19 protein-coding genes are annotated in these 20,822 nt (G+C 37.0%); 12 read left to right on the top strand and 7 right to left on the bottom strand.

Annotated elements, in window-relative coordinates; translation table 11 throughout:
• The 7 genes from M0Q46_05615 to uvrB form a co-directional block, all read left to right on the top strand.
• The coding region (locus tag M0Q46_05615) for a hypothetical protein (protein ID MCK9583065.1) at positions 1 to 413 on the top strand (413 nt) is incomplete at its 5' end.
• 417 nt (positions 414 to 830) lie between these two features.
• Positions 831 to 4,988, top strand: a complete 4,158-nt coding sequence (locus tag M0Q46_05610) for a hypothetical protein (GenBank protein MCK9583064.1) — start codon at positions 831 to 833, stop codon at positions 4,986 to 4,988.
• Between the two features lie 21 nt (positions 4,989 to 5,009).
• Complete coding sequence (locus M0Q46_05605; GenBank protein MCK9583063.1) at positions 5,010 to 5,936, top strand: PorV/PorQ family protein; 927 nt, start codon at positions 5,010 to 5,012, stop codon at positions 5,934 to 5,936.
• Positions 5,937 to 6,041: 105 nt separating this feature from the next.
• Positions 6,042 to 7,178, top strand: a complete 1,137-nt coding sequence (gene ftsW / locus M0Q46_05600) for a putative lipid II flippase FtsW (GenBank protein ID MCK9583062.1) — start codon at positions 6,042 to 6,044, stop codon at positions 7,176 to 7,178.
• On the top strand, positions 7,168 to 8,244 hold the full coding sequence (gene murG, locus M0Q46_05595; protein ID MCK9583061.1) for an undecaprenyldiphospho-muramoylpentapeptide beta-N-acetylglucosaminyltransferase: 1,077 nt from the start codon (positions 7,168 to 7,170) through the stop codon (positions 8,242 to 8,244). The genes ftsW and murG overlap by 11 nt, the downstream gene beginning before the upstream one ends.
• 10 nt (positions 8,245 to 8,254) lie before the next feature.
• The gene (surE, locus tag M0Q46_05590) at positions 8,255 to 9,004 is read left to right on the top strand and encodes a 5'/3'-nucleotidase SurE (protein MCK9583060.1); all 750 of its coding nucleotides are present in this window, start codon (positions 8,255 to 8,257) and stop codon (positions 9,002 to 9,004) included.
• Complete coding sequence (uvrB, locus tag M0Q46_05585; protein MCK9583059.1) at positions 8,983 to 11,016, top strand: excinuclease ABC subunit UvrB; 2,034 nt, start codon at positions 8,983 to 8,985, stop codon at positions 11,014 to 11,016. The genes surE and uvrB overlap by 22 nt, the downstream gene beginning before the upstream one ends.
• Before the next feature lie 179 nt (positions 11,017 to 11,195).
• On the opposite strand, the gene M0Q46_05580 is transcribed toward uvrB, so the two are convergent.
• The 3 genes from M0Q46_05580 to M0Q46_05570 form a co-directional block, all read right to left on the bottom strand.
• Positions 11,196 to 11,525 (bottom strand): nucleotidyltransferase domain-containing protein, encoded by a 330-nt coding sequence (locus M0Q46_05580; protein MCK9583058.1) that lies wholly within the window; start codon positions 11,523 to 11,525, stop codon positions 11,196 to 11,198.
• Entirely contained in the window at positions 11,507 to 11,884 is a 378-nt protein-coding gene (locus M0Q46_05575; GenBank protein MCK9583057.1) for a HEPN domain-containing protein, read from the bottom strand. The genes M0Q46_05580 and M0Q46_05575 overlap by 19 nt, the downstream gene beginning before the upstream one ends.
• Positions 11,885 to 12,027: 143 nt before the next feature.
• Positions 12,028 to 12,363, bottom strand: coding sequence for a helix-turn-helix domain-containing protein (locus M0Q46_05570; GenBank protein ID MCK9583056.1), 336 nt, complete (start codon positions 12,361 to 12,363; stop codon positions 12,028 to 12,030).
• 183 nt (positions 12,364 to 12,546) lie between these two features.
• On the opposite strand from M0Q46_05570, the gene M0Q46_05565 reads away from it, so the two are divergent.
• The 5 genes from M0Q46_05565 to M0Q46_05545 all read left to right on the top strand — a co-directional run bounded on the left by M0Q46_05565 (position 12,547) and on the right by M0Q46_05545 (position 15,509).
• Positions 12,547 to 12,855: a hypothetical protein gene (locus M0Q46_05565; protein MCK9583055.1), complete on the top strand. Its 309-nt coding sequence runs from the start codon at positions 12,547 to 12,549 to the stop codon at positions 12,853 to 12,855.
• Positions 12,856 to 12,923: 68 nt separating this feature from the next.
• Positions 12,924 to 13,331: a hypothetical protein gene (locus M0Q46_05560; protein ID MCK9583054.1), complete on the top strand. Its 408-nt coding sequence runs from the start codon at positions 12,924 to 12,926 to the stop codon at positions 13,329 to 13,331.
• A 106-nt stretch (positions 13,332 to 13,437) separates the two neighbouring features.
• Positions 13,438 to 13,887: an FxLYD domain-containing protein gene (locus M0Q46_05555; protein ID MCK9583053.1), complete on the top strand. Its 450-nt coding sequence runs from the start codon at positions 13,438 to 13,440 to the stop codon at positions 13,885 to 13,887.
• 43 nt (positions 13,888 to 13,930) lie between these two features.
• Complete coding sequence (locus M0Q46_05550; GenBank protein MCK9583052.1) at positions 13,931 to 14,164, top strand: hypothetical protein; 234 nt, start codon at positions 13,931 to 13,933, stop codon at positions 14,162 to 14,164.
• A gap of 40 nt (positions 14,165 to 14,204) precedes the next feature.
• Entirely contained in the window at positions 14,205 to 15,509 is a 1,305-nt protein-coding gene (locus M0Q46_05545; GenBank protein ID MCK9583051.1) for a hypothetical protein, read from the top strand.
• 138 nt (positions 15,510 to 15,647) lie between these two features.
• Here M0Q46_05545 and bioA read toward each other — a convergent pair whose 3' ends face one another.
• The 4 genes from bioA to M0Q46_05525 form a co-directional block, all read right to left on the bottom strand.
• A complete protein-coding gene (bioA, locus tag M0Q46_05540) occupies positions 15,648 to 17,213 on the bottom strand; it encodes an adenosylmethionine--8-amino-7-oxononanoate transaminase (protein ID MCK9583050.1) in 1,566 nt (521 codons plus the stop codon).
• The gene (gene bioD, locus M0Q46_05535) at positions 17,200 to 17,856 is read right to left on the bottom strand and encodes a dethiobiotin synthase (protein ID MCK9583049.1); all 657 of its coding nucleotides are present in this window, start codon (positions 17,854 to 17,856) and stop codon (positions 17,200 to 17,202) included. Before bioD ends, bioA begins: the two co-directional genes overlap by 14 nt.
• 262 nt (positions 17,857 to 18,118) lie before the next feature.
• The gene (gene bioF / locus M0Q46_05530) at positions 18,119 to 19,303 is read right to left on the bottom strand and encodes an 8-amino-7-oxononanoate synthase (GenBank protein ID MCK9583048.1); all 1,185 of its coding nucleotides are present in this window, start codon (positions 19,301 to 19,303) and stop codon (positions 18,119 to 18,121) included.
• Entirely contained in the window at positions 19,296 to 20,417 is a 1,122-nt protein-coding gene (locus M0Q46_05525; protein ID MCK9583047.1) for a beta-ketoacyl-[acyl-carrier-protein] synthase family protein, read from the bottom strand. Before M0Q46_05525 ends, bioF begins: the two co-directional genes overlap by 8 nt.
• Positions 20,418 to 20,822 lie beyond the last annotated feature (405 nt).

Below are 20,822 nucleotides of genomic sequence, written 5' to 3'. Positions count from 1 at the left end.
TAGTGGGAATAAGTGCTGGCAGCTGGGATATAATGGTAAGCAGTGGATTGGTAAGTGCGAGCATAGTTGGTGCGATAAGCATAAGTTCGATGCAAATAACCTCAATAAGCACGAGCAGTGCATACAATAACGATGCAAATAAAGCGATAACAATAACAGGGCAGGGATTTGTAAGTGATGGAAGTGCAAAACTTGCCAAATCAGGCGAAGCTGATATATTGCCTACGAGTCAAAGTTATATAAACCAAAGCCAGATAGATTGCATAATGAATTTAACAGGCAAGGCGACAGGATATTGGGATGTTGTAGTAAGCACTGGGTTAACTAATTCTTACGAAGTTATGCTTTCATCCGCATTGTTAATAAAATCTCCAATTAAGTCTGGTCCATATTTTCACACATATAATGATTGAACCTGCATTTTGCAATAGGTTTAAAACCGACGCCAAAGAGATGGAGACAGGTTCAACATAGGCGAGCACTTGTATGTTCTCTCTTCTCCTTGGTGGGCTATCGTAGAGGCGTGCCAAACCCTATTGCAAAATGCAGGTTGAATAATTTAAGTTCTTTACAAATTTCGCAGAGGAAATTGTTTTCTTTGTGGAGTTTTATGTTTAATAGTTTTAATGTTCTCATTGCGAATGAATATGAGTTATTCTGAGGATAGACCTCACCAAAGGCGGGGAACGCAGTAAGGGGTCTTGGTGTTTCGTTTTTCCTTTTAAAGAAAGATCTCTCCTCGCTTCGTTCGTCGAGATGACAAGAATGTATAGGATTGTTGGAATCGTAACTAAATAGTTTATATGTATCAAACAGTTGTGAAGATAAATATGAAAAGAACTATTTTGATTATTATTGCTTTTTTTGCGCTTTTAGCATTTAGTTCAAATGCTTTTTGTGCCGCCGCATCGTGGGATGGCGCAAGCGATGATGCAATGCTTTTATCCGTTGAGCGTGCCGCATTTGATTATTTTTGGAATAATTCAAACTCTGGCAATTATCTAGTGGCTGAACGGCAGGCAAATTTTACACATTATGATTCATACTATAGTGTTTCTGCGGCAGGTATGGGCCTTGTAGCCATTTGTGCTGGGCATAAAAACGGGTGGATATCGTTAAATGATGCAAAAACAAGAATAGATGCTATATTGACTGCACACTATAATGCTCCTGATGTTAGTACACCGGCCTTAACAGGCGGGCTTGTCCAGCACAATGGTTTCTTTTACCATTTCACAAAAGCGGATGGAACAAGAGACAATTCAGGTACTGAGCTTTCTACAGTTGACACAAGCTGGTTTATTACAGGGGCACTCTTTGCCGGTCAGTATATAGCAGATAATGGCGGCGGCAGTGCACAATGGGATATGGCAGATGCAATATATCAAAGAGTTAATTGGGAATGGATGCGCAACGGAGGCAGTTACCTAAAGTGGGCATGGAAGCCAGAAAGCGGTTTTTCCGGCCAAGGCGACATATCAGGTTACAGTGAAGGAAATATCTGCTACATTCTTGCTATGGGTTCGCCCACACATCCGCTTTTAGATACAAACGGTTGGAATGCGCTTATTTGCCAAACAATATCGTACAAGGGGCTTTCTTATATTTATGATGGCGGGTCTAATCCATTATTTATGCACCAATATCCTGGCCTTTTTGTTGACTTTGCTGGAAGAAAAACGACAACGAATGCATCTTTTGCCTTAAATACTTACAATGCAACCATTCATCAGCACAGATACGCAAATGATAACAGTTCAAGTTCCGGATGTTCAGGTTACAGTGAAAGTTTTGGTTTAAGTGCAACTGATGTCAATTATGGCGGTTCTGGCCCATATGGTTTAGAGTCTGCAGATGGGCTTTGGGGGATTGGTTATACAGCTTATGGTACATCCAACAATGATGGAACAGTTTGTTTAAGTGCTATGGCCGCTTCCATAAATGAATTACCTTCATTAGTTAAAAAAAATATTCGTTACCTCCACGATACTTACACCACCGATATTTGGGGCAATTATGGTTTTTCAGACAGTTACCAAAAAGGCAAAGTCGCAATAGTTAGCCCGGCACCAACCACCTATAAAAGCTTTGGTTGGGTGGATGGGCATGTAATAAGCCATCAGCAGGGCTCAGTGGTTGTGGCAATTGAAAATTATCGCACCGGCTTAATTAAAAATACTTTTACGAATATACCATACATTCAAACCGCGCTAACCGTGCTTGGTTTTACTTCAGACACTGTAAAACCAGCCCAAATTTCAAACATTGCAAAAAATTTGTATTTAAATCCTGCAAAAACCTCGGCACAAGTTAACTTAAGCTGGCTTGCTCCCGGCAATAACGACTACACAGGTGTAATTTCAAGTGGAGTTTATGAAATACGCTTTACAACTATCGCTGCTGATACATGGGACAGCGCCCCGCCGAATTATTTAAATTACAATATCGTATGGAGTACAAGAACAAACCCATCAGATGCTCAAAGTTTCCTTCTAAATAATCTTGCGGTAGACACAACATATTACGCTTGGTTGCGTATAACAGATGATAGTTTTAACTGGAGCCCACTTGGTGACACAATTACTTTTAGGGCTGGCATTTCAAAAGTATCGCCTATGAGCGATTATAATACAAGTGCTTCCATTGCTTCACTAAATATTGTTTTCAACGGTGATTGCTTTGACTCAGGTACTACGGTCAAACTGATAAAAGATGGCGAAACAGACATTTTACCTATTTCTTCTTCTATACAAAGTTCAACTGCGATTATTGCCACATTTAATTTATCAGCTAAAACAACCGGGTACTATACGGTAATTGCAAACCTTGGTGGTTCGTCAGTTATGGTTTCAAGTTTTACAAATGGGTTTTTAATAAAGCCGATGGTCATTGCTTCTTTATCGTCAACTACGACTTACAACTCCGCTATATTTGGGTTAGTAACTATAAGCGGAGAAGGTTTTGTAAATGGGTGTGATGTAAAGTTACAAAATTCTGGACAAAGCGATATTAATGCAAGTAATTTAACAATAATAAGCTCAACTTCAATGAGTTGTTTTTTTGATGTAGTTGGTAAAACGGCTGGCAGTTGGGATTTAGTAATAACAACTGGAGCGGTAAGTGCAACAAAAGTAAGTGCAATAACAATAAACCCAATGCAAATAACCTCAATTAGCACAAGCAGTGCATACAACACGGATGCGAACAGGGCGATAACAATAGCTGGGCAGGGATTTGTAAGTGGTGGCAGTGTAAAGTTTAAAAGAAGCGGACAAAGCGACATATTACCGACAAGCCAGAGTTTTATAAATCAAAGCCAGATAGATTGCGTAATGGGATTAACAGGGAAAGCGACAGGATACTGGGATATGGAAGTAAGCACAGGCGGCGCGTCATCTTATGTGGTAACGCTATCGTCTGCATTGCAAATAAAGCCGATGACAATAGCGTCAGTTAGCCCAGCCAAAGGTGTAAATAACGGACAGGTAAATGTTGGCGTTTTTGGGGCTGGTTTCCCAAATAAGTTGCAAGTAAAACTCCTTAAGGATTCAAATGTAATAAATGCAAGCGTGATAAATATTTACACTTCAACTGCTTTAGTTTGTTCCTTTGACATTACAAACGCAAGCACCGGCGTATGGAGTGTTGAGGTTTCTACAAATTCATCAGATAATCAAATAATAAGTGCTGTTTTAGACAGTGGTTTTCTAGTTAGCAATATGTTGATTAATTCTATAGACCCATCAAACGCATACAATACTCTTTGGCAAAACGTCAACATTTTTGGCGATGGTTTTAAAAGTGGTTCGCAGGTTATTCTCAATAAAAGCGGGCAGACACCCTTAATTGCACAAAGCATAAATGTTTTAACTTCAACTGCAATCATATGTTCTTTTAATTTAGCGGCTAAGTTAACTGGTACTTGGGATGTGGTGGTAAGCACGGGTGGGGCAGGTTCAATGATTGATACGCTTCCTGGTGGCTTTGAAGTTAAACCATTGATGATTGAGAAAATTTCACCTTCAAGTGCACATAACACGGGAGTAGTGAGTGTAGAAGTTAATGGAGCAGGTTTTTCAGATGGCTTCAGTGCAAAACTAACTAGAACAGGGCAAGCGGATATTCTTGCCCAAAGTATAAGCGTATTAACTTCAAGTGCAATAATGTGTTCTTTTGATTTAGCATCTAAGTCAACCGGTGCTTGGGATGTAGTAGTAAGCACCAGTGCGCAAGATGCTTTTTTTACAAAAAAAGATGGAGCTTTTTCTATAACTATTTCTGATAATGTAGATACTTCAACAAACTCAGTAAGCGCGTATTTAAACAAAAGCCAAGATTTTACTTTAATGCTTACAACACTTTTGGAAAGTGTTGATATATATATACCTGCCGGCACATTTAATCAGAGCGTTTTAGTTGTGCTTTCAACAGCAGCAATAAATAAAGATGAACGAGATGGGCAAAGAATAATACCGGTATGTGTAGAAATATCTGCTGAAGGTTTGCAGCCAAACGGCAATATAACAATTACACTTTATTATACTGACGCTCAGGTAAGCGGTTACGACGAAACAAAGCTTGTATTATCTAGATATGACACAGCAACAAATCGTTGGCTGGTGTTGCCTTCAATAGTGTATCCTGAGCAAAACAAAGTGGTTGCTACCACAAACCATCTTTCAAAGTTTGCCTTAATTCAACTATCTCCACTTAACGCCTTAAGCGATGCTTTTGCTTACCCTGTGCCATTTGACCCAATTAAACAAAGTGCCGGCCTTACTTTTGATAAGCTAACCAAAGACGCTGAAATTAAAATATACTCAATCAATGGCGCATTTGTGCGGCAGGTTCCATACAATAGCCAAAACGGCAAAGCAATTTGGGACGGTAGAGATTATTCAGGGGAGTATGTTGCAAGTGGTGTATATATTGCGTTAATAAAAAATGATAATGAAAAAAAGATAATAAAAATTGCTGTAGAAAAATAGTGTTTTTGCATGTAAAAATTTATGAAAAAAATAACTGGATTAATTAGGCAAGTTTTAATAATAATTGCACTTTGGGTATGTTTTGTAAATGGTGTGTACAGTGCGCCTAAAACCTCCTCTGCCCAATTTTTAACACTTGGCTCAAGTGCAAGAAATGCGGCAATGGGCCAAAGTGGTGTAACTGGCGCTGAAAGCTCATCTGATTTGTATTGGAACCCGGCAGGCCTTGCGGAAATATCAAATCCAAATGTATCTTTAATGCATGCGGCATGGTTTGCCGATACAAGTTACCAATGGGCCTCGTTTGCTTTGCCGGTAGAGGAAATTGGAACAATCGGGTTTGGCGTGCAGTTTATGAATTATGGCAATATAAATGCTTACGACACAACGGGTTTAAAAACCGGTGAGCTATCTCCAAACGATATGGCAATTTCAGCAAGTTATTCCACAAAAGTAACCAACTACATTGATATTGGAGCAAGTGCAAAATACATATCTTCAACAATTAAAAATACGGCAGCAACCTGTGCAGTAGATGTAGGCGGAATTTACTGGTTAGATGATTATAATCTCAGAGCGGCCCTTACGGTGCGCAACATTGGCGGTAAGTTAAAATATGTAAGTAAAGAAGAACCCCTGCCTGAAACCATAACCGCTGGACTTTGCTACGAAATAATGGAAAACCTGCAGGTAGTAAGCGATATTAACTTTCCAACAAATTCCGATGCTTATTTTGGTACTGGGGCTGAGTACACATTTAATTTGAATAATGAAATTAAACTAGATTGTAGGGGTGGTTATAATAGTTTAAATAGCAATACAAACGGTATAACAAATATTTCTACTGGTTTTGGGTTAACTTATAAAGCATACCGTATTGATTATGCCTTCCTGCCATTTGGCGACTTGGGCAGTGCAAACCTGTTATCGCTAAACATTGAATTTTAACCCGACAAATTCTCCGCAGCTTGATGAGAGGTTACCTAATGATCCCTTTGATACTGCATCCTGTCCTTGTGGGACTGTGCGGAGGTTTATTAAAAGACATTAAAAATGAAACAAATAAAATACCTAACTAAATTATTAAATAGTTACAATAAAACAAATAAGCCACTTTCCGGGCCAGGCTTTTTACTGCAAATTTCGGTTTTTTTGCTGGTTGCCATAGGCACACTTATGGTATTTTCTTCAAGCGTTGATATGTCTTTAGAGCGTTACCACTCGGCATATTATATTTTTTACAAACAGCTAATGTGGCTTGGCATTGGAACACTTAGTTTTTTATTTTTTTATAAGTGGGTAGATTATCGTTTGCTTCAAAAATACGCAAAGCCAATTTTATTTGTTTCGGTAGTTTTTCTAATGGTTGTTTTGGTGTTTGATTCACACCACAATGTAAAACGATGGCTTAATTTAGGCCCGTTTAGCTTTCAACCCTCAGAGTTCGCAAAACTTGCGATAATTATAGCCCTTGCCGATTTTATAGATAGAAAAAAAAGTAAGCTGAATAAATTAAGCTCTATTATGCCACTTGGGTTAATTGTTTTATTACCATTAGCTCTTGTTTTTTTAGAAAAAGATTTAGGAACTCCAATTTTGATTGCCATTGTTGCACTTTCTATGTTGCTTGCTGGAGGTTTGAGTTGGCTGATAGTTAGTTCAATGGGTATTTTTGTTGTTCTATCTGGTATTTTCGCGGTTTTAATCCAACCGTACAGGCTTAAAAGAATTCGTGATTTTGCACAATCATTTTTCTCAATTGACAGCACATCTTATCAGGTTAATCATTCCAACTGGGCATTTGGCTCTGGTGGGCTTTTTGGCAAAGGGCCAGGAAATAGTGAAATGAAAGATTTATGGCTTCCAGAGTCGCATACTGATTTTATTTTTCCAATAATCGGTGAAGAATTTGGTTTTATAGGTGCGATAGGCATTTTAATTCTTTACATTATGTTTTTTGTAAGTGGTTGGGCAATAAGCAAAAGAAGCGACACATATTTTGGTTCAATGGTTGCTTTTGGTATAACAATTCTTATAGCATACCAAGCATTAATTAATATGGGTGTAGCAACTGCTCTTTTGCCCACAAAGGGGCTGGCATTGCCATTTATTTCTTATGGAGGGTCGTCGTTAGTTGTTAATATGATAGCGGCAGGTATACTTTTAAATATTGCAAAAAATGGAAAGTAAAACAGTAATTATTGCGGCAGGTGGAACCGGCGGGCATCTATACCCGGGCATAGCGCTCGCGCGTGAACTAAAATGGCGCGGATATGTGCCTATTTTTGTGGTAAAAAAGAACGATATCAGTTCTTCAGTAATTGCTTCTGAGGGGTTTATCTACAAACAAATTCCAGCCACTGGCCTTCCAAGAAAAATCTCACTAAAAATATTTTTATTTATTTATAATTTTGTAAGGGGATTATTTAGCGCATTTTTTATAGTGAAAAAAGCTCAAGTGGTAGCTGTAATTGGCATGGGCGGTTATATTTCTTTTCCTGTGCTTATAGCCGGTATTATATTAAGAAAAAAAACTCTTATACACGAACAAAACAGCATTCCGGGTTTAGCAAATAAAATTCTTTCGTATTGCGTAAATAATGTTGCCTTAAGTTATGCCCAGAGTGCAAAATACTTTCCAAATGGCAAAAGTATATTAACCGGCAACCCTGTGCGCAAAGAGATAATTGGTGCGGATAAAAATGAAAGTTTGCAAGCATTGGGCTTAAGTAAAGATAAGTTTACAATTCTTGTTTTTGGTGGAAGCCAAGGTGCAAGCAAAATAAATTCAACGCTTATTGAAGCAATGGACAAATTAGTTGAGCTTAAAAATAAAATACAATTTTTGCATATAACAGGCAAAGCAAATTACGAAGCAGTTTCTTTAAAGTATGCAAAACGGCCATTTACTTACGTGCTTTACCCATATTTGGAAAATATGGCTTGCGCTTATGCCGCTTCAGATATGGTTTTATGCAGGGCGGGAGCTACTACACTTGCCGAGCTTGCTTTGCTTGCATTGCCTTGCGTGCTTGTGCCATTTGCGTATGCCACAAACAATCACCAGCAAAAAAACGCCGAGCTTTATTCAAAAAACTATCAGGCGCAAATAATTCAAGAAAAATACTTAACCCCGGAACTTTTGGCAGAAAAAATATTGTTTTTCTATAATACTCAAAACAATACGCAGAATAATCGTCAAATACTTGGTAAGTGGCCGCAGGAAAAGCTTGCCGATTTAATAGTTAATTTTTAAATATGAGGTTATGCAATTGAAAAAAACAATACTCGTCACTAACGATGATGGCGTTTTTGGCGCAGGGTTAAAGCCGCTTGTAAGCCAGCTTAAAAAAATAGCCAATGTGTTTATAGTTGTTCCAAGCCAGGAGATGTCTGGCACAGGGCATGCCTTAACATTGCACAACCCATTAAAAATTCAAAAAATAGTGCCAAAAACACACTTAGTTGGAGGCACACCGGCCGACTGTGTTCGTTATGGCGTGCGTTACTTACTTAAAAATAAAGTTGACCTTGTTGTCTCTGGCATTAATACGGGACCAAACCTTGGGCAAGATGTAATTTATTCAGGGACAGTTGCCGGTGCAAGAGAAGGGGCAATGTTAAAAGTTCCATCAATGGCTATCTCTGTTGGCGAGTGGGAAAAATCTAATTATAAACTTGCCGCAGCGATTGCTACAAAAATTGCAAAAAAAGTATTGGAAACAAAAATTCCAAAAGGAATTTACTTAAATATAAACATTCCCTACAAAATAGAAGGCATTAAAGTAGTTGAACTTGGCGAAAGAATATATGACGAAGAAGTTGAATGCCGTAAAGATCCGCGTGGTGTTGAGTACTATTGGTTAAGCGGAAAGTTTATAAGCGGGGTAGATAAACCCGGCACTGATATAAACGCAATAAATAATAATTTTGTGTCTATAACTCCACTTGAAGTAAGCCCAAGCGCGACTGGGCACATAGAGGCATTTAAGCGGTGGATAATAAGTTTAAACTAATTTCGCCCTTCAAACCTGCCGGCGACCAGCCCGAGGCAATCAAAGAACTAATACACGGTGTAAAAAACGGAAACGGTCATCAGGTACTGCTTGGTGTAACTGGTTCAGGCAAAACATTTGTTGTTGCCAACCTAATAGAAAAACTTCAAAAACCAACCCTTATAATATCCCCAAATAAAATACTTGCGGCACAGCTTTACGCCGAGTTTAAGGCATTCTTTCCAGAGAATGCAGTTGAGTATTTTGTTTCCTATTACGATTACTACCAGCCTGAAGCATACATACCTCAAAGCGACACATACATAGAAAAGGACTCATCAATAAACGAGAATATTGAACGCCTGCGTTTAAAGGCAACATCATCGGTCTTTGAAAGAAAAGATGTAATTGTCGTGGCATCAGTGTCATGCATATACTCACTTGGTTCACCCGATGAGTACAAAGAAATGTGTGTAATACTTAAGGAAGGCCAAAATTTTTCCAGAGAGAAACTTATAAATGAACTAATTGCAGGCCGTTACCAAAGAGGTGATTTTGACTTTAAAAGAGGAAGCTTTAGGGTAAAAGGCGATACAATAGAAATTTTCCCTGCTTATTTAGAAACTGCGTTAAGGGTAGAGTTTTTTGGCGACCAAATAGAACGCATATCGGAAGTAAACCCAATTGACGGCAAAGTAATAACAAGAAAAGATAATGCCTACATATTTCCGGCAAGCCACTTTGTTATATCTTTGCCTAAAATTGAAAGTGCTTTAAAAAGCATTGAACAAGAAATGCATCAATCAGTTGCAAAGTTCAAATCTGAGGGCAAACTTATAGAGGCGCAGCGCATAGAACAACGAGTGCGTTACGATATGGAATTAATGAAAGAAACCGGAATCTGCCCTGGAATAGAAAATTATTCACGGCAACTTTCTGGCCGCGCTGCTGGCAGCCGACCATACACACTTATAGATTATTTCCGTTCATCTTCTGGCTCTACAGATGATTTTTTAATGATAATAGACGAGTCGCATATAGGCATACCTCAAATAAGAGGAATGTACGAGGGTGATAAAAGCCGCAAACAAACATTAGTTAATTTTGGCTTTCGTCTGCCATCGGCATTAGACAACCGTCCCTTAAAGTTTAACGAGTTTGAAGGACTTTGTGGTCAAAGTGTTTATGTAAGTGCAACACCAGGACCATACGAACTTAATAAAACAGCTGGTGAATTTGTAGAATTAGTTATCCGCCCTACAGGGCTTGTTGACCCGGAAGTTGTAATAAAACCAATTAAAAATCAAATTGAAGATTTAATAATGGAGCTTAAAAACTGTGTTGCAAAAAAAACAAGAGCACTTATAACAACGCTTACCAAACGCCTATCAGAAGATTTATGCGCCTACTTAAAAGAAAAAGGTTTTAAAGTTGAGTATCTGCACTCCGAAATAGTCGCGCTAAAAAGAATTGAGATATTACGCCGATTGCGTCTTGGCGAGTTTGATATACTTGTTGGCATAAATTTATTAAGAGAAGGATTGGATTTGCCAGAAGTAGCACTTGTTGCTGTGCTTGATGCAGATAAAGAAGGGTTTTTGCGCTCAGAAACAACACTCATACAAGTAAGCGGCCGCGCGGCAAGAAACTCGCAAGGCAGAGTTATTTTGTATGCCGATAAAATTACCGGTTCAATGCAACGGGCAATTGCCGAAATGGATAGAAGAAGAAGTAAACAGGAGAAACATAACAAACTGCACGGCATAACGCCAAAAACAATTATAAAAGCCATACACAAATTAGAAGAGTTCTCCGAAACAGCCAAAAAAGATGCTTTAAAAAACATCTATGCAATAGACCCATCACAAATAATAACTCCATCAAACGCAAGTAAAGTTATAAAAAAGTTGGAAGAAGAAATGCTCTCTGCCGCAGACATATTGGACTTTGAAACCGCCGCCATCTTGCGCGACCGCATATCCGAAATAAACCAAATGACTGCCTCCACTCCTAAAGATAAAGCAAGAAAATAACCAATAATTCAACTTCACTGTCTGTGGTGCTCACCGCTTGTCATTCCCGTCCCGCCTCGGCGGAATTAGCGGGAATCTATAACTATTTTATTAGATTTTTTGAGTTATTTTAAGTATTTTTTTTCTAGGATAGAGTATGGCTCTAAGGTATGATATGAGAATATTAAGGATGGTTTTAATTAGTTTGTAAAAACAATGCCGTTATTCTTTGCAATATCAACCATCAAAGAACTCCCGTTCCACTCAGTGTCAGAGTAAAACAGCAAGTCAATCGGTTTATTAATTTTTTCAATAACAGCACTATGAATGCCTCTTGCCATAGCAACTCTTTTGTAAATACTTCTGTTTCTAAACTCTTTTGAAACAATAGCAATGTCTATGTCGCTGTCTATTTTCGCAGTATCATTCGCACGCGAACCAAAAACAACTATTTTATCAATAGTCAGATTTTTTTCTTTTAGTAATTTAAATAATAAATTTTTTGTTTTAGTTATTGTTCTTTCAGCCATTTTATAGCACCTTTAGCTTTTCTAAGTATCTTCGCTGTTTCACTTTTATTATACTGCTTAATTAATGCGTCTAACTCTTCTGGGTAGCGTGTTGGTACGCTTAAGTCGTTAAGGTCATTTATAAACTCTTTAATATCATCTGCAATTTCAAATTTTGTTAACTTTAATAAATATGCAAGGTCATGCGTTTTTGGTGCCTGTGTTTTTGTAAGTTTTGTAAAAATACCCTTTAATGATTTTTCAACTGACAAGTGGCACATAAACACACAATAAAAAAACCGCCCGCCTTTAAACATATACTCAGCGGTGTCAATATCGTACTCTGCCTGCTTAAACCACTCAATTGTTTTATGCTTCATTTACAAGTAGATGTTATATTTTGGAGCAAAAAATGTCAAGCTTTTACTCAGTTATATGTTTAAATATAGTGTGTTTTGGTTAATAATAAAAATAGTTGTTTCCAGATAATGAATTGACGGTAGGGGGCGTAAAAGAAGTTGAGTTACTTGTTTTTATTAATGAATAAATAGATTAGTTTTTCAAGGTCTTTTTGCTTTTTTGCAGGGCAATCGTGTAGAAGAAGTGTCATTTTTGAAGAAAGAGAGTATTTAACCTGCTGTTTTTGTTTAATGCCAGATAACAAAGCAGTACTATTTATACCTAAAGCACCTGCAAGCTTTTCAACAGTAGCTAAACTTGCCTTATTATGCCCTCGTTCAAGTTGACCAATAAAAGCAGTACTAAAACCGCCAAGCTCAGCAAGTTTTTCTTGGCTAAACCCAGCCGCCTTTCTAAAATATCTTATATTAACACCTAAAAGCTTATAAATATCTTCCATAAAACTTTACCCTCCGATGATTGACTAATTAATCAATGCGTGAGTAAGTATTCCAAAACTAAACCATAAATAACAGAAACTAAATATCAATTATCAATAAATTGACTTATGGTTAAGATTTTGAGAGAATACAAGGCATTGCTGGAATGAAGTAAATATCAAAAAAATAAAACGGAGGATAAAATGCTAGTAGAAACTGTTGAAAAGAAGTCCATTAAAGGGTTAAAACCGGTAGAAATTGCAAATAAGGCCATAGAAAAAATGAACAGGAAATTGATAGATGAGGTGTTTCTTATTATTCAAAATGATAGAGAACTAATAAGTAATTATTTATATGCGGTTGGAGGTAATAAACTTGGTGAAGTGAATATGGCGATTGCTAGGCAAATTGGAAGAGCTTATGGACTAAAAGGGGTAGAAAAAAAGCGAAATGATAAACCAAGCTGCACTCTAATTAAAAGTCATGCTATTTTGAAGTTTAATATAGAGTAAAAATCACTTAATTATAATTTCAAAAAAAGACAATTGGGTTAATAAAAAATTCAAATGAGAGATGGAATATGTCAAAAATTGTAATTACAAAAGATTTAGTGGTTGATAAGTTAACTACGGATTTAATGGTTAGGGATGTTTTAGGCCGTATTTTAGGCAAGAAGTCTTGTGAGTTTGAGTACAAGACAAATGCTAAAACTAGTTTTTTAATGAGAAAAGGTTACTCTGTAGCGAAGGGAGAGATGAAAATACAAAGGAATGATGAGAGAATGAAAGTGATGGTTTATGCAGTAGTTAGGCCTCGTTGGTATTTTGGGCTCGTTCTTGTGTTGGGTCTTCCGTTGGTATTTTATCCAGGTTTTGCATTTGGATTTTATTTGGTATTATTTATTTTTTTATTTTGGCGTATGGGTAGAATGACAAAGATCCTTAGATGTTCTATGGAACAGTTAGAATTTGAGATTGATAAAGTGTGAATAATAAGATTAAAAAAGTAACTCAATTGATATATAGTAAAAACAATGAAGTGTAAAAAGAGTTAGAAGTAGAATGCATAATCGTTGTAAAAAGGATAATGTTTAGATGGATACTAAAAAGGATGTAAGAACCGGAGGCAGCATAGTAATTTGGTTTTTGAAAACAGTAGGGATTGTTGTAATTTTAGTGGTTATGTCATTTGTTATAGGATTTTTTCTTTCTTCGACCGCGAAACGAAAGATAAGTGAACTTATTTTTACTGCTACCTCAAAAGAATTTGAGTCTATGGATAAGTTTACTTTACTTCCTGAATGGGGTTTTAAGCTTAGTGAATATGGAATAAGAATGATTGAAGGTAAAGTGAGAAACAATACTGATAAAGTATACTCCTATGTTGAGATAGACTTTAATCTATATGACCGGGATGGGAATCAAGTTGGTAGCACAATGGCCTATGTAACCAATCTCGAAGCTAATGGAGTATGGCGATTTAGAGCAGCTGTTTTTGATGTAAATGTAGTAAAAGCAAAATGTGTAGATATAAAAGGTTATTAATACATGCCAATAAAAATAAAATATAGAAAAAAAGGGGAGTAGTATGGGAAAGATTGTTGTAAGTGATGGGAAAGCGCACAAAAAGCATACGAGAAACTTTGAAGAGTTGTCTTTCGCTGAACAGGCATGGTCATTAAATGCCACTATGTTGAATTTGTGGGCTGCAATAAATGCTCACATAAGGAAAGCATGTGAGTTAGGAAGAGATACTACGGTTGTGAAAAACAAATGCAATAAACATATAAAAGAGATGCTTAATAAAGTTGAAAAATTGTGAAGGCAGAACATAAACAATTTTTAATGTTAGAGGTGTTATGATGAAAAAAATATTAATATTTGCTTTTGTATTGGCAATTCAGATATTGCTGTGTTTACCTGTTCACTCTGAAAGTGTAAACGATAACCGCTATTGTGTTTACCGTAGCAGTAGTGATTTTACTGCGGATGAGATAGATTTGGATGCTTTTAAGGAAGAATTTAGCAAAGATAACGAAGGGATATTTGCAAGTTTGGGTAAAGACAAGTTGACTTTTGAAAAAAAAGCAGAGTATTCGTCGGAAGATGCTGCTAAAGCTATGAATAAGCTTTTAGATAACGATAATATTTATAAGTATGTAACAGCTGTTCGAATTTTTGGTGACACTCCATTGGAATCATACAGAGATAAGAATCCGAATAAATTAAGGATTTTTAATAAGACATCTCTAATGTTCATTTTTTCGAAAACGCTGAAAAAGGCAAGAATAAGATACCTTCATTTAGAAGAAACCCCAATTACAAGTGGTATTATGGGAGTTCCATTTAATGTGACAGTTGGCGATGTACTAAAGTGGATTAAAGAAAATAAGTTTAAGTTTGAGGATTTTCTTAACAGAGACACTGTGTTGAGATCATGTGGTATGACAGAAGATACAATCAAAGAGTTTAATAAAAGTGAGCTTGTGCAATCAACAAATCAAAATACAAAATTTATTCTCAAGTTTGTCAGCGAATCTGTCACTGATGCTATTGCACTACAACGAAAAGAGTTTTTATCCGCCCCAGTGTTTGCTTATAATGGAGAGCATATATTTTGGATATTGCCGTTTAGCAATCGTGGTGATAAATTGAGTAAAGAGTTGTATGTGATGGTTGTAAATGTTGGTAATGATGTGGGAAACGAGGAAAGAATTTCTATTTATTTTTGTTATGATGATACTGGTAGCTTAAAATCATTCGCTTGCGGACTTGTTTCAAATAAAGATGACATATTTGATGCGTTGTCTGAAAAATATGGAGGAAGCGTTAAGATAGTCTATGATGGTGATTATAAATTTAATGGATATGATAATGAATATGATGAAGATGAATTTGTTGAATGGAATAAAATAATATACTCAGGGCTCAATTATATTCTTTCAAATAAATTCAGACATGGTATTTTTTTTGACGACTCTGTAGGCATAAAATTTTTTACAGGTAATATATTTATGATTAATGATGGAAGGATAATATATTACGAACCAATTCTTTACAACAAGTTTTTAGAAAAAATAGATGAGCTTATTAAAGAAGAGAATAATGAGAAAGAGAAAAAAGAACAAATGGATATTGAAGAGAGGAAAAATAGATTAAAAGTGTAAAAAATAAGATCAAAACAACAAAATAATTATAGTGCTCCTGTAATGCTCCAAGTTAGCAGGTGTCCGAATTTGTTATAGCATAGGATAAATTGGTTTTTGACAGAAAAAGGGCTTATATTCAATTATTTTAAAAGACACTTAACGCTTATAGTTAAGTGTCCTTTTTATTGCGTCGCTGATTGTTGTAAGAATTGTTTCAATTTCTATTGAGGTTATTGAGAGTGGAGGCATTAGTACAAGTACATTGCCAAGGGGGCGGATTAGAAGCCCTTTTGTTCGGCAATTGCTGCAAATTCGTGCGCCAATTTGATTCTTTGGCTCAACCCGAATTTTGCAATAGGATTTGGAATTCGTCAAAAGATATGGGACATTTTTTTTCGCAAAACCCTTGCGAATGGAATAACCATTCTCTGCAATTTTTGCGTCAAAACTGTCTCCATCTCTTTCGCCTCGGTTCTCAAACCTATTGCAAAATGCGGGTTCAAACTCCTCAAGAGTATTTTTATCTTTTACAATTTCTATTCCAACCATTAACCCAAGTTGCCTAACCTGCGCAACATTTGGCAACTCTAATAATTTTTTTAATTCATTAGCTAAGAGGTTAATTTTAGGTGATAGTTTTTTTATGGTTTTTTCGTCTTTAAATATTTTTAGGTTTGCAATTGCTGCGGCGCAGGCAAGCGGATTTGCCGTGTAAGTGTGGCCATGAAAAAATGTTTTAAACTCTTCAAATTTTCCAAGAAATGCGTTGTATATTTTATCACTTGTTATTGTTGCGGCAAGCGGCAAATAACCGCCAGTTATACCCTTTGCCACGCACATAATATCTGGTTTTATAGCTTCGTGTTCGCAGGCAAACATCTTGCCTGTTCTGCCAAAACCGGTTGCAACCTCGTCGCAAATAAGTAAAACTCTATACTTTTCGCATAGTGACTGAAAGCTTTTAAGGTATCCGTTGGGCATTAAAAGCATTCCTGCGGCACCCTGTACCATTGGCTCAACTATTGCCGCCGCAATTTTTGAGGAGTTCTTTTTAAGTATGGTTTCAACTTCTTGCAAACACTCACCTTTGCATCCCATACTTTTGCAATGAGCATTGAATGTTTTTTTATTAGAGTTAATAATAATGCTATTTTTTCTTTTTTTGCACCTCAGGCAATGGGGGGACTGAGCAAAATGAGTTTTAAATAAAAGTTTTCTAAACTTTGAGTGAAATAAATCCATTCCGCCAACTGATACGGAGCCGATAGTGTCGCCGTGGTAGGCGTTGCGTAACGACAGAAACGATGTTTTATTTGTTTTATTTTTTTGTTGCCAGTATTGGTATGCCATCTTTAATGCGATTTCTACAGCGGTGGAGCCATTGTCTGAATAAAAAACTTTAGATAAACCCTTTGGTACAATTTCAATAAGTTCTTTGGCAAGTATTGCGGCGGGGCCGTGTGTAAGCCCTAAAAATGTTGTGTGCGCAACTTTTGAAAGTTGTTTTATTATTGCATGGTCAATTTCTTTTTTTTGATGCCCATGCACATTCACCCATAAAGATGATACGCCGTCAAAGTATTTTTTACCGTTTGAATCATAAAGATAGTTGCCCTTAGCTTTTTCTATAGAAAGTACTTCTGACGGCTCATTTTTTATCCACTCACTCATTTGGGTAAACGGGTGCCAGATGTATTTTTTGTCTAAGTCAATGGTTTTCATCTAATAGCCCCACTTTTTTTAGTGATTTTATATCAAACTTACCATTCATTTTCAAAAGAATTACCGGCAGTTTAGTGATGTCTGCCAAAATCTTTGGATTTGTTTTTTCGGCAAGTGTTTTACCGCTCCATCCAGAAAGCACTATACCTACAACTGGAATTTTTTTGTTTTTAAGCTTATCAAGTGTAAGTAATGTGTGGTTTATTGTGCCAAGCTTTGGGTTTGCGACAACAATAGCGCCAAGCCCCATAGCTTTAATAAGGTCTGCAACAAAGTAATTTTTGGTAATTGGTACCATTACACCGCCAATGCCTTCAACGAGTATAAAATCGTATTTATTTTTTAGGTTGATAAAATTATTAAAGACATTGTTAATATTAATTTTTTTGCCAGTTATGTTTGTACAGGATAGCGGGGCAAGAGGTTGTTTGAAAAATATTGGGTTTATTGTTGAAATATTTTCTTTATTTTTTGCTGATTTTGTTAAGTTTATAGCATCTTTTCTGTTTCCTGACGCGAATGGCTTCATAACTCCAACACTGATACCGATTTTTAGCAGTGCGTCTGCTATTTTGCAGGCAACATATGTTTTACCAACATCTGTACCCGTTCCTGTAATGAATATTCCTTTTATTTTTTTCATATAGATTTTTACACTTGTTCGGTTAAATTTTGACTATTAAAAGCAATTGAAATATTAGTCATTTTTGATTGTCATCCCGAAACATAGTGAGGGATCTTGGTTTTTACTGTCATTGCGAAACCCGAAAGGGTGAAGCAATCTCGCCTTAACTATTAGATTGCTTCGTCGCTACTGCTCCTCGCAATGACGCCAGATTGCCCCGCTTTGCTCGCCCATAGATGACACGACAGAAAAGAAGCTCGTCAATGATAGGACTTTAGTTTCAGATAATATTTAACCGAACATCTTTGATTGATTCTTTTGCATTTTTTATTGCTTCAATTAATTTTTCAATATCTTCATTGGTGTGTGATGTGTTAAGTGAAATCCTTATGCGTGCCGTGCCATCTGGTACTGTTGGCGGCCTGATTGCAGGTGCAAATATGCTGCTTTCATAAAGTTTTTTTGAAAAATCCAAAACATTCACTGAATCGCCAATTAAAATGGGTATTATTTGGCTTTCTGATTTAAGTGTGTCAAAGCCCATTTGGTTTAATTGGTTTCTTAGGTATTGCGCATTTGCAAGCAGCTCTTTTCTTTGCTTTTTTGCATCTACCGTCAGATCAATTGCTTTTATTGCGGCGCCGGCACAGGCAGGGGCAAGAGAAGTTGAGTAAATAAAAGCACGACTGCGGTTTATAATAAATTCAATTAACTCTTTACTGCCGCAAACAAATCCGCCTTGCGATCCAAATGCTTTTGAGAGTGTTCCAAGATACAATGCATTTTCTTCTTTAATGTTTAGTGCTTCACAAAGCCCTGCGCCACTCTCACCAAAAACCCCAATTGCGTGAGCTTCATCTACGATAACAGTAGCATTGTAAGTTTTTGCCAATTTGAAAATTTCTTTTAGTGGCGCTAAATCGCCATCCATAGAAAATACACTGTCGGTAATAATAAATTTTTGATTATATGGGATTGAGCGTTTTAAAATCTTTTCTAATGCGTCAATGTTTTTATGTTCGTATGCAAAAATTCTGCTTTTAGAAAGTTTTGCGCCTTCCCATAAAGAAGCGTGGTTGTATTCGTCCATAATTATGCAATCGCCAATGCCCGCAATCGCGCTTAATGTGCCGCAATTTGCCTGAAACCCGCTTGGGAAAACAAGTGCGGCCTCGGTGCCTTTAAAGGAGGTAAGTTTTTCTTCAAGTTCTTTGTGCAATGAATAGTTGCCGCAAACAAGCCGTGAGGCGCAAGAGCCAGAGCCGTATTTTTTTGCGGCTGAGCAGGCGGATGCAATTACCAAAGGGTTTTTTGATAGGGAAAGATAGTTGTTTGAAGAAAAATTTATAAAAGTTTTTCCATTAATTTCGGCGCGAGAGTTGTGCAAAGGCAGTAGTTGAACAAGGGCTCTTAAAAGCCCCTGTTTTTTTATTTTTTCTAACTCCAAAAGTATTTTTTTATTCATATTTTTTTAACGCAAGTATTGCGGTTGCTCCGCCAAAACCAAAGGAAAATGAAAGTGCCGAATCTATATTTAAATTTTGGGCATAGTTTGGTACAAAATTTATATTGGGTAACGAGTCATCTGGAGTTTCATAGTTTAGAGTTGGTGGGGCAATGTTATCGCGCATTGCAAGCAGGCAAAAAGCGGCTTCTATTGCACCGCTAGAGCCAAGTGTGTGCCCTGTGGCTGCCTTTGTTGAAGAAACACACAGTGACTGCGTTTTTGAGCCAAATGCCTCTTGTATTGCCCAGCACTCCGCAAAGTCATTTTCTTTAGTCGCAGTGCCGTGTGCGTTTATGTAATTTGGTACTTGAAAACTGCAGTTTGCGAGTGTTTTCTTTATCGCCTCAGCGGTTATTTTTATGTTTGTAGCTCCAAAAGCTTTTGTGGCGCTGTTAGAGATATTCCAGCCAGCAATTTCACCATAAATTTTTGCCCCTCGCAGTAAAGCGCTTTTTTTACTTTCAACTATTATTGCTCCGGCTCCTTCGCCTATGGCAAAGCCGTCGCGGTTTTTATCAAATGGTCTTGGCAGGTTTTTAGTCGTCACACCCATATTATTAAAAGCGGCAATGTACAAAGCATTTAACGGTGATTCGGCGGAGCCGGCAATAACAATATCGCACTCGCCATTTTGCACAAGTTGCGCCGCTTTAATTATGGAAAGCGTACCAGTTGCGCAAGCGGCAGAAAAGTTAAGTAATGTCCCTTTTATGCCAAGAATATTAGTAATTTGCACACCTAAAGAATCTTGGTTTATAAAACTATTAAAGTTTAGTTTTTTATGATCTGCAATATATGGCTTGCTTGACGAAAAAACACAGCCGGTATTTGTGCTTTTAAGCAACTCTGCACTTAAAGCCGCGTCGTTAATTGCCTCAGCGCATGCAAAAAATGCAATGCTTAGCGCTCTTACATCATTTGGAACCGCAAGCTCGCTTATTTGAGCAATTGCATTGGCACCCTTTTTTACCGCGCTCTTTGATTGAACAAGTGCCTGCCAGCTTTTTTCTCTGCCAAGCCCAAGTGGTGTCGCAAGCCCAATGCCTGTAATTACGGGGGTATTTTTTATCATAGTTGTCCAAATTAGCCGTCATACCGGCCCCCGATTCAATCATTCGAGGGTAAACTCCAACCGGTATCTATGAAACAGAATTAATAATTAGTCGTCATACCGGCGAAAGCCGGTATCCAGTAAATAGAATCAATATTAAACTGGATTGCGGTTTTCACCGCAATGACATCAAAAACATTTTCAAATCTAATTCAAATCTAAAAATGACTGCTTAACGCAATATGCTACACAAATTATCCGTACATGAGTTTTCATATTAAATAATTCGTGAATCCCAATTAAAAATTTGGCCTGAAACTGTTTTTGACTCGGAAAGCAAAAGAATAAATTTGGAAAGCTCGTCAATTGCTGTTGTGGTTTTCAGCACGCTATTTTCTTTTGCGGCTTGTGCGTATTTTTCAGTTG

The organism is Endomicrobiales bacterium (assembly GCA_023228045.1).
Classification (GTDB): Bacteria; Elusimicrobiota; Endomicrobiia; order Endomicrobiales; family JALOBY01; genus JALOBY01.
Note: the sequence above shows the minus strand (reverse complement) of the source record. Positions and strands in the feature narration are given on the sequence as shown.

What these genes read in the sequence shown, in the direction of transcription:
- M0Q46_05555 (MCK9583053.1), top strand. Translation starts at nt 13,438, where the DNA reads ATGGATACTAAAAAGGATGTAAGAACCGGAGGCAGCATAGTAATTTGG.
- surE (MCK9583060.1), top strand. Translation starts at nt 8,255, where the DNA reads ATGCAATTGAAAAAAACAATACTCGTCACTAACGATGATGGCGTTTTT.
- bioA (MCK9583050.1), bottom strand. Translation starts at nt 17,213, where the DNA reads ATGAAAACCATTGACTTAGACAAAAAATACATCTGGCACCCGTTTACC.
- M0Q46_05610 (MCK9583064.1), top strand. Translation starts at nt 831, where the DNA reads ATGAAAAGAACTATTTTGATTATTATTGCTTTTTTTGCGCTTTTAGCA.
- murG (MCK9583061.1), top strand. Translation starts at nt 7,168, where the DNA reads ATGGAAAGTAAAACAGTAATTATTGCGGCAGGTGGAACCGGCGGGCAT.
- M0Q46_05545 (MCK9583051.1), top strand. Translation starts at nt 14,205, where the DNA reads ATGAAAAAAATATTAATATTTGCTTTTGTATTGGCAATTCAGATATTG.
- M0Q46_05565 (MCK9583055.1), top strand. Translation starts at nt 12,547, where the DNA reads ATGCTAGTAGAAACTGTTGAAAAGAAGTCCATTAAAGGGTTAAAACCG.
- M0Q46_05570 (MCK9583056.1), bottom strand. Translation starts at nt 12,363, where the DNA reads ATGGAAGATATTTATAAGCTTTTAGGTGTTAATATAAGATATTTTAGA.
- bioF (MCK9583048.1), bottom strand. Translation starts at nt 19,303, where the DNA reads ATGAATAAAAAAATACTTTTGGAGTTAGAAAAAATAAAAAAACAGGGG.
- M0Q46_05605 (MCK9583063.1), top strand. Translation starts at nt 5,010, where the DNA reads ATGAAAAAAATAACTGGATTAATTAGGCAAGTTTTAATAATAATTGCA.
- M0Q46_05550 (MCK9583052.1), top strand. Translation starts at nt 13,931, where the DNA reads ATGGGAAAGATTGTTGTAAGTGATGGGAAAGCGCACAAAAAGCATACG.
- M0Q46_05580 (MCK9583058.1), bottom strand. Translation starts at nt 11,525, where the DNA reads ATGGCTGAAAGAACAATAACTAAAACAAAAAATTTATTATTTAAATTA.
- M0Q46_05560 (MCK9583054.1), top strand. Translation starts at nt 12,924, where the DNA reads ATGTCAAAAATTGTAATTACAAAAGATTTAGTGGTTGATAAGTTAACT.
- M0Q46_05575 (MCK9583057.1), bottom strand. Translation starts at nt 11,884, where the DNA reads ATGAAGCATAAAACAATTGAGTGGTTTAAGCAGGCAGAGTACGATATT.
- ftsW (MCK9583062.1), top strand. Translation starts at nt 6,042, where the DNA reads ATGAAACAAATAAAATACCTAACTAAATTATTAAATAGTTACAATAAA.
- bioD (MCK9583049.1), bottom strand. Translation starts at nt 17,856, where the DNA reads ATGAAAAAAATAAAAGGAATATTCATTACAGGAACGGGTACAGATGTT.
- M0Q46_05525 (MCK9583047.1), bottom strand. Translation starts at nt 20,417, where the DNA reads ATGATAAAAAATACCCCCGTAATTACAGGCATTGGGCTTGCGACACCA.